The sequence below is a fragment of the Falsiroseomonas selenitidurans genome (genome assembly GCF_012103215.1).
In the GTDB taxonomy this organism is placed as follows: domain Bacteria; phylum Pseudomonadota; class Alphaproteobacteria; order Acetobacterales; family Acetobacteraceae; genus Falsiroseomonas; species Falsiroseomonas selenitidurans.
Map to the genome: position 1 here is coordinate 21,893 of NZ_JAAVNE010000058.1, position 7,331 is coordinate 29,223.

The 7,331-nt window shown below is 71.9% G+C and carries 8 protein-coding genes; 1 reads left to right on the top strand and 7 read right to left on the bottom strand.

Annotated elements, in window-relative coordinates:
- Nucleotides 1-14: 14 nt before the first annotated feature.
- The 3 genes from HEQ75_RS23895 to HEQ75_RS23905 form a co-directional block, all read right to left on the bottom strand.
- A complete protein-coding gene (locus HEQ75_RS23895; protein WP_168034638.1) occupies nucleotides 15-389 on the bottom strand; it encodes a hypothetical protein in 375 nt (124 codons plus the stop codon).
- Nucleotides 362-2,374, bottom strand: a complete 2,013-nt coding sequence (locus HEQ75_RS23900) for a TRAP transporter permease (RefSeq protein ID WP_328734804.1) — start codon at nucleotides 2,372-2,374, stop codon at nucleotides 362-364. The genes HEQ75_RS23895 and HEQ75_RS23900 overlap by 28 nt, the downstream gene beginning before the upstream one ends.
- A gap of 131 nt (nucleotides 2,375-2,505) precedes the next feature.
- A complete protein-coding gene (locus HEQ75_RS23905) occupies nucleotides 2,506-3,483 on the bottom strand; it encodes a TAXI family TRAP transporter solute-binding subunit (RefSeq protein WP_168034639.1) in 978 nt (325 codons plus the stop codon).
- Between the two features lie 164 nt (nucleotides 3,484-3,647).
- Here HEQ75_RS23905 and HEQ75_RS23910 point away from each other — a divergent pair, with 164 nt between their 5' ends.
- Nucleotides 3,648-4,346, top strand: a complete 699-nt coding sequence (locus HEQ75_RS23910) for a CBS domain-containing protein (protein WP_235962087.1) — start codon at nucleotides 3,648-3,650, stop codon at nucleotides 4,344-4,346.
- On the opposite strand, the gene HEQ75_RS23915 is transcribed toward HEQ75_RS23910, so the two are convergent.
- The 4 genes from HEQ75_RS23915 to HEQ75_RS23930 form a co-directional block, all read right to left on the bottom strand.
- On the bottom strand, nucleotides 4,325-5,299 hold the full coding sequence (locus tag HEQ75_RS23915) for an MBL fold metallo-hydrolase (RefSeq protein WP_328734805.1): 975 nt from the start codon (nucleotides 5,297-5,299) through the stop codon (nucleotides 4,325-4,327). The genes HEQ75_RS23910 and HEQ75_RS23915 overlap by 22 nt on opposite strands.
- Nucleotides 5,296-6,540: an MFS transporter gene (locus HEQ75_RS23920; protein WP_168034640.1), complete on the bottom strand. Its 1,245-nt coding sequence runs from the start codon at nucleotides 6,538-6,540 to the stop codon at nucleotides 5,296-5,298. Before HEQ75_RS23920 ends, HEQ75_RS23915 begins: the two co-directional genes overlap by 4 nt.
- Nucleotides 6,537-7,070: a mismatch-specific DNA-glycosylase gene (locus HEQ75_RS23925; protein ID WP_168034641.1), complete on the bottom strand. Its 534-nt coding sequence runs from the start codon at nucleotides 7,068-7,070 to the stop codon at nucleotides 6,537-6,539. The genes HEQ75_RS23920 and HEQ75_RS23925 overlap by 4 nt, the downstream gene beginning before the upstream one ends.
- A 73-nt stretch (nucleotides 7,071-7,143) precedes the next feature.
- Nucleotides 7,144-7,331 (bottom strand): hypothetical protein (locus HEQ75_RS23930; RefSeq protein WP_209318745.1); only part of this gene is annotated, 188 nt, incomplete at its 5' end.

A 7,331-nucleotide genomic window follows, 5' to 3' on the forward strand; every position in this document is an offset into this window, starting at 1 on the left:
AAATCAGCCCCCGGTCAGGGACCGCAGCGGAACGGGAGGAAGGTGCTGGCCATGCCCGCATTCATCGCCGCGACGGTCATCGCGTCGGCGATCCGCAACTCGGCCGGGGAGCGGGGGCAGATCGGGCTGCGATCCTGGCAGCCGGAAGCGAGGAAGCGGGCATGCCCGGCCAGGAACGCCTCCCCCAGCCCGTCGCGCCCGAAATGGCGCAGCGCTGCCGGCCAGTCGGCGCGGTAGCGGGCGCATTTCTCAACGTTCCAGTCGCGCCGCGCCGCTGCGGCGGCGGGCGCGGCCGGCAGCAGCACCAGGGCGAGCACCGCGGCGCCCGCGCAGGGCAGGCGCCGCGACCACGCCAAGGCGGTCAGGCCGCCGCGGGCCGCCCGCGCCATTGCAGGCCGATCAGCCCCAGCGCCAGCACCATGCCGAACAGGTGCGGATAGGGCAGAACGCCTGGCGCCACCGTGTCCAGCACCGCCGGGAACACCATCAGCAGTCCGGCGATCACCAGGCCGGTGCGCTCCAGCGCGCTGAGCGCGCGCAGCAGGTAGCCCTGGCAGGCGGCAGCCAGCGCGGCCAGGCCGATCGTCGCCAGCAGCGTCTGCCAGACCACGTCCACCCAGGTCATCTCGCCACGGAAGTTCAGCAGCAGGCCCACGCCCTCCGGGTCCGTCACGAAGACGAAGGGCAGCACGAAGGCCGGCAGGGTGTATTTCCAGGCCTGCAGCGTGGTGCGGTAGGGCCCGGCACCGGTGATCGCCGCCGCGGCGAAGGGCGACAGCGCGGTGGGCGGCGAGACCTCGCTCAGCACCGCGTAGTAGAAGACGAACATGTGCGCCGCGTAGTCCGGCACGCCCAGCTTGATCAGCGCCGGCGCGGCGACGACGGCGCAGATGATGTAGCTGGCCGTCACCGGCACGGCGAGGCCGATGATCCAGACGATCAGCGCCGTGTACAGCGCCGTCACCACCACCGAGCCGCCGGCCGCCTGGATGGCGATATCGCTGAATTTCAGCCCGAGCCCGGTCAGCGTGATGACGCCGACGATGATGCCGGCGCTGGCGCAGGTGGCCGCGATGCCCACCGCCTGCACGGCGCCGGCGGCCAGCGTCTGCAGCAGCTTCTTCGGCCACAGCGCCTGTTCCGGCCGGATGAAGGACAGCGCCACCGCGACGATCATGGCGTAGAGCACCGCCAGCGTCGCCGAGTAGCCGATGACCATGAAGACGATGATCGCGACGAGGGAGGAGAAGTGGAAGCCGTATTTCCGCAGCATGGCGGGGATCGGTTCCACCTGGATCGCGTCATCCGGCACGGCGTTGCCGGCGGCGGCGATGCGGCGCTGGTCCAGCTCCACCATGAACAGCAGCGAGGCGTAGTAGAGGCAGGTCGGGATGATCGCCATCTTCAGCACGTCGAGATAGCCGATGTTCAGATACTCGGCGATCAGGAAGGCCGCGGCGCCCAGCACGGGCGGCGAGATGATGGCACCCAGCCCGCCGGCCGCCAGCAGCCCGCCCGCATCGTCGGCGCGGTAGCCGACGCGCTTCATCATCGGCCAGGCGACGGTGCCGAGCGTGACGGTGGTGGCGACGCCCGATCCCGAGGGCCCGCCCAGCAGGAAGGAGGACAGCACCACGGTGCGCCCGGCGCTCGCCGTCTTGCCGCCGGTGGCGGCGAAGGAGAAGTCGACGAAGAACTTGCCCGCGCCGGTCGCCTGCAGGATCGCGCCATAGATGGTGAACAGGATGATCAGCGTGGCGGAGACATCGATGGCGGAGCCGAAGATGCCATCGAGCCCGATGGTCAGATGCGGGATCATCCGCTCGCTGTCATAGCCCTGGTGCTGCCAGGGCGGCGGCAGCCAGTCGCCGAAGAAGCCGTACAGCAGGAACAGGATGGCGACGCAGGGCATCACCGGCCCGGTGGCGCGCCGCGCCACTTCCAGCACCAGCCCGATCATCATCCAGCCGACGACGAGGTCCATCGGTTCCGGGAAGATCGCGCGGTCCTGCAGCTCGTCGCCGCCCGAGACCATGTACCAGATGACATAGAAGCCCGCCGCCGCCAGCGCCACGTCCCAGACCATCATGCGATGCCGGAAGCGCCGCGCCGCCGGGAACAGGAGAAAACCCAGCACCAGCGTGAAGCCGACATGGACGAAGCGCAGCGTGGTGGTGGGGACGATGTCCCAGGCGGCCCAGAGGTGGAACAGGCTCATCGCCAGCGCCAGGCCGGTGCCGAGGAAGCCCAGCCAGCCGGTGAAGCTGTTGAGCGTGCCCTCCTCCTCCTCGATCAGGCGTTCGATCCGCGCCGCGGTCGCTTCGTCGAGGGCGCCGGGCGCCAGTTCCGGCGGCAGATTGCTGTGGGTGTTCACGGGGGCGGGGCTCCGGCCTGTCGGAATGCAGAAAGCCGGGGACGGCGCTTCCGGCCGTCCCCGTGCCTGTCAGGATGGTTCGCGCCCGCCCGTTCCCGGCAGCAGGGCGGTGCGCGACAAGCGTTGCTGGATCAGGCGAGCGTGGCGCCGTGGCCCTTCCAGAAGGTCTCCGCCGCCGGATGCCAGGGCACGCCCGCCGCGGCGGTCTTCTGCCCTTCCAGCTTGAAGTCGCGGGCCGCGGAATGCACCTGCGCCCAGTCGGCGCGATGGCCCCACATCACGTTCAGGATCTTCGTCACCAGGTCGTCCGCCATGTCCTGCCGCACGCCGACGATGTTGGCGACGGACATCTGCTTGTTGGCGGTGCGCTGGCCCGGATAGGCGCCGGCCGGGATCTCCTCCGGGAAATACACCGGGCCGTACTTCTCGACGATCTTCGGGATGTATTCGTGGTGGTCGATCAGCACCAGCTGCACACCCGGGGAGGCGCCGAGGTCGGTGATCGCGCTGGTCGGGTAGCCCGAGACGAAGAAATACGCGTCCAGCTTGCCGTCCTTGATGGCGTTGGTGCTCTCGGCCGGGGAAAGCCGTTCGCGGGCCCGGAAGTCCTTGTCGCGGTCGAGGCCCGCCGCCTCGATCAGGCGCAGCGCCATCACCTCGGTGGCCGAGCCCGGCGCGCCGGTGGAGATGCGCTTGCCCTTGAGGTCCGCCATCTTGGTGATGCCGGTGGACGCCACGGTCACCACCTGCATGCGGTTGGTGTAGAGCACGGCGATGGCGCGCACCGGCACCGGGCGGCCGCGGAAGCGGTCATTGCCGCGCACCGCATCCACCGCGGCATCGACCTGGCTGATCACCATGCCGACGCGGTTGGCGCCGAGCAGCTGCAGGTTGGCGACGGAACCGCCGGTGACTTCCACGGTGGCGGACATGCCGGGGATGTCGCGCGACAGGTAGTTCGCGAGCGCGCCACCCAGCGGGTAGTAGACGCCGCCGGTGGTGCCGGTGGCGATCGCCATCTGGGTCGCGGCTTGCGCACGGGCGAGGCCCGGCAGGGCCAGCGCAGCGGCGCTGGCGGCGAGGGCACGGCGGCCGATGGTGAAGGTCATCGTTCTTGTGTCTCCCTGGTTCTTGTCGGGGCAGCAATACAGGCGCCCCGCCGGATGGGAAAGAGCCGAGATTTTGACGTGCATCAAGGAGGAGGATTCACCACCGCCGTAACCTCCGCGACATCGCTGAACCAGACCACGAGACGTGACGGAGGATTCAGACCATGACCCGCCTTTCCGCCCGCGACCTGATGACCGCGGAAGTCGTGACGGTGCCGCCGGAGACGCCGGTGCTGTCCATCGCCCGCCTGCTGGCGGAGCGAGGCATCTCCGCCGTGCCGGTGTTGGACCCCGCCGGCAAGGTGCTCGGCATCGTGACGGAAGCGGATCTGATCCGTCGCCTGGCGGGCGAGGCGGATGAGCCGGCCTCCTGGCTTGCCAGCCTGTTCGCCAACCCGGAACGCGACGCGGCGCGCTACGCCCGCACGCATGGCGCCAATGCGGCGGAGGTGATGACGACGAAGCTCGTCACCGTGGCGCCGGAGACGCCGGCGGCGGAAGTGGCGCAGATGATGGAGGAGAAGAACATCCGCCGCGTGCTGGTGACGCGGGACGAGCGGCTGCTCGGCCTCGTCTCCCGCGCCGACCTGCTGCGCGCGCTGGTGGCGCCGCGCACGGAAACGCTGGACCTGTCGGATGACCGCATCCGCACCGCGGTGCTGGCGGCGATCCGCAAGCAGCCCTGGGCGGACACCTTCTACACGCTGGTCGATGTGCGCGACGGCGTGGTGGAGTTCAACGGCTTCTCCCGCGGGTCCGAAGTGCAGCGCGCCTTGCGCGTGCTGGCGGAGAATGTGCCGGGGGTGAAGGCGGTGGAGGACAGGACCCAGCCCATGCCGGCCTATCTGTTCGCTGCAGGCTGAACCAGCACCGTCTCCCCGAACCCCGGCACGCGGAACGCCTCCGGCGTCACGCCGTGCCGGGTGCGGGCTTCGGCGAGCCGCGTGGCGGGCTCCTCCATCGCCTCGTCCGTCAGGCCGGCGAAGGTGCCGAAATGCATCCCGAGGCTGGCGCGCGCGCCACAGGCCAGATGCGCCCGCACCGCTTCCTCCGGGTCCATATGCTGGGTCTGCATGAACCAGCGCGGCGCATAGGCGCCGATCGGCAGCAACGCCAGGTCGATACGGCCGAAGCGCCGCCCCACCTCCGCGAAATGCGGGCACCAGCCGGAATCGCCGGCGAAGTACACGGTGGCCCCGTCCGGCGCCTGGATGACGAAGCCGCCCCACAGCGCGCGGTTGCGGTCGAAGGGCGTGCGGGCCGCGAAATGCTGCGCCGGCACGTAGGTGACGCGCAGCCCGGCGGTCTCGGCGCTGTCCCACCAATCCATCTCCCGCACCGCGGCCAGCCCGGCGCGGCGCAGCAGGCGGCCGGTGCCGAGGCTGGTCAGCGATGGCGGCGCCCAGCGCGCCCGCACGCGCTGCAGCGTCGCCAGGTCGCAATGGTCGTAGTGGTTGTGGCTGACCAGCAGCAGGTCCACGCCGGGCAGCGCCTCCAGCGGCTGGCCGGGCGCGCGCACCCGGCGAGGGCCGGCGAAGCGCAGCGGGCTGGCGCGCGGCGACCACACCGGGTCCACCAGCACCGCCACGCCGCCGATCTGCAGCAGCCAGCTGGCATGGCCGATGAAGGTGGCGCCGATCATCCCCGGCCCCAGGCGGGGCGGCGGCGGCCGGGGCGGGTCCTCCACCCAGGCCGGCCAGGGCGCGGGCTGCCGCGTGCGGTACCAGCGCAGGACGGCGCCCGGCCCGTGGTCCACATCGCTGTGCAGGTTGCGGAACCGCCCGTCCTGGCGGCGGGAGGCAAAGGGGTCCGTCACGCCCGCTCCCGCACCGTGGCCAGGATGCCGGCGCCGAACAGCAGGAAGACCAGCACCGTCGCCATGCCCATCCGCTGGCTGCCGGTGGCGGTGGTGACCGCGGCCAGCGCCGCCGGGCCGAGGAAGCCGGTGATGCGCCCGGACAGCGCGAACAGCCCGAAATGCGCGGCCACTTCCTCCGGCGGTGCCAGCTGGGCCATGAAGCTGCGGCTGGCCGCCTGGGCCGGGCCGAAGAACAGGCCGAGCGACAGCGCCAGCACCCAGAACCACAGCACCGTGGTCGCCATCAGCAGCCCCGCCCCCAGCACCACCATCGCCGCCAGCGCCCCCAGCACCAGGCGGCGGGAGCCGATGCGGTCCTCCACCAGGGCGAAGCCGGCCGCCCCCAGCCCGGCGGTGACGTTCATGGCGATGCCGAAGACCAGGATCTCGGAAAACCCCATGCCGAAGACGCCGGCGGCGTAGATCGCGCCAAAGGCGAACAGCGTGTTCAGCCCATCGGTGTAGAACAGCCGCGCCAGCAGGAAGCGGGCGAGGTCCGGCTTGCGCGGCAGGGTGCGGATCAGCCCCGCAATCTCCGCCAGCCCGCGCGACGCTGCCTCGGCCCAGCTGGGCCTGGGGCCGGCGGGATCGGGCAGCGCCAGCAGCACCGGCCAGCTGAACAGCAGCAGCCAGGCGGCCACCAGCAGCGCGGTGGCGCGCACATGCTCCGCCGCGCCCCGGTCCAGCCCGAAGGGAGAGGGGTCCGGCTGCACCAGCAGCACCAGCGACACGGCCAGGCAGGCCAGCCCGCCGGCATAGCCCAGCCCCCAGCCGAAGCCGGAGACGCGGCCGAGCTGCCCGGGCGGCGCCACGCCCGGCAGCATGGCGTTGTAGAACACCGTGCCGATCTCGAAGGTCACGGTCGCCAGCCCGACGCAGACCAGCGCATACAGCGCCCAGGAGGGGTCCGGCTGCGCGAACCAGATCATCCCGGTGGCCGCCGCCGTCAGCAGGGTGAAGACGCCGAGCATCAGCCGCCGCCGCCCCCCCGCATCCGCCACCGCCCCCAGCAGCGGCGAGAGCACCGCCACGGCCAGCCCGGCGGCGGATTGCATCCACCCCCATTGCGCCTGTCCCGTCACCCGGTCGGCGGCGATGCCGCTGGCAAAATAGGCGGCGATGACGAAGGTGGAGACGACGGTGGGGAAGCTGCTGTTGGCCCAGTCGTACAGCGCCCAGGCCCAGGCCTTGCGGGTCACGAAGCCGCCCGATGCGCGAAGCCGAGAGCCATGGCGGTATCCGTCCAGACCTGCTGATAGCCGTTCCTAACCCAGTTGCCGTTGTTGGAACCAGAGGTGCTGGGCAGCACGAAGACCGGCGGGAAGCCCGGCGGGCGCAGCGCCTCGGCCAAGCGCCCGAAAGCCACCCGCCGCAGGCCGAGCGCCAGCGCCGCCGTGCGCCCGCTGGTGAAGGCCAGCGCCTGCGGCCGCGTGGCGCGGATGGTGGCGTGCAGCCGGTCGCGGTCCGCCTGCGTCACCCGCACCACCCGGTCCACGCCCCATTGCCCCTTGGCGAGATCGGTCAGGCCGATGCCATGCCGCAGCAGGTCCGGAAACGCCTCCGGCCGCAGCCGCTGCGGCGTGAAGCCGGCTTCCGCCAGGGCCGGCCAGAAGCGGTTGCCGGGCCGGGCGTAGTAGGCGCCGACCCGCGCCGAATGCGGGCCGGCCGCCATGCCGCAGAACACCAGCCGCAGCCCCGGCGCCAGCAGGTCCGGCAGGATATCGCCCATCAGCCCGGGCCCGCCGGCGCCAGAGGTGGACTTCCAGCCGGATCGGCGTGTCCGGGCATGGAGACGGATGCGCTCAGGCCAGGGCGGACAGCGCGCGCGCCGCGACGCCGATGGCCACCAGATCCCCCATCCGCGCGGCCTCCCGCGCCAGCCGGGCGGCTTCGGCGCCGCGCGGGTCCGGCGCCGCGCCGCCGGCCAGCCGGGCAAGGGCCAGGCGGGCCTGCACGGCGGCCAGATCGGCCAGCGCCTCCGCCCGCGCTC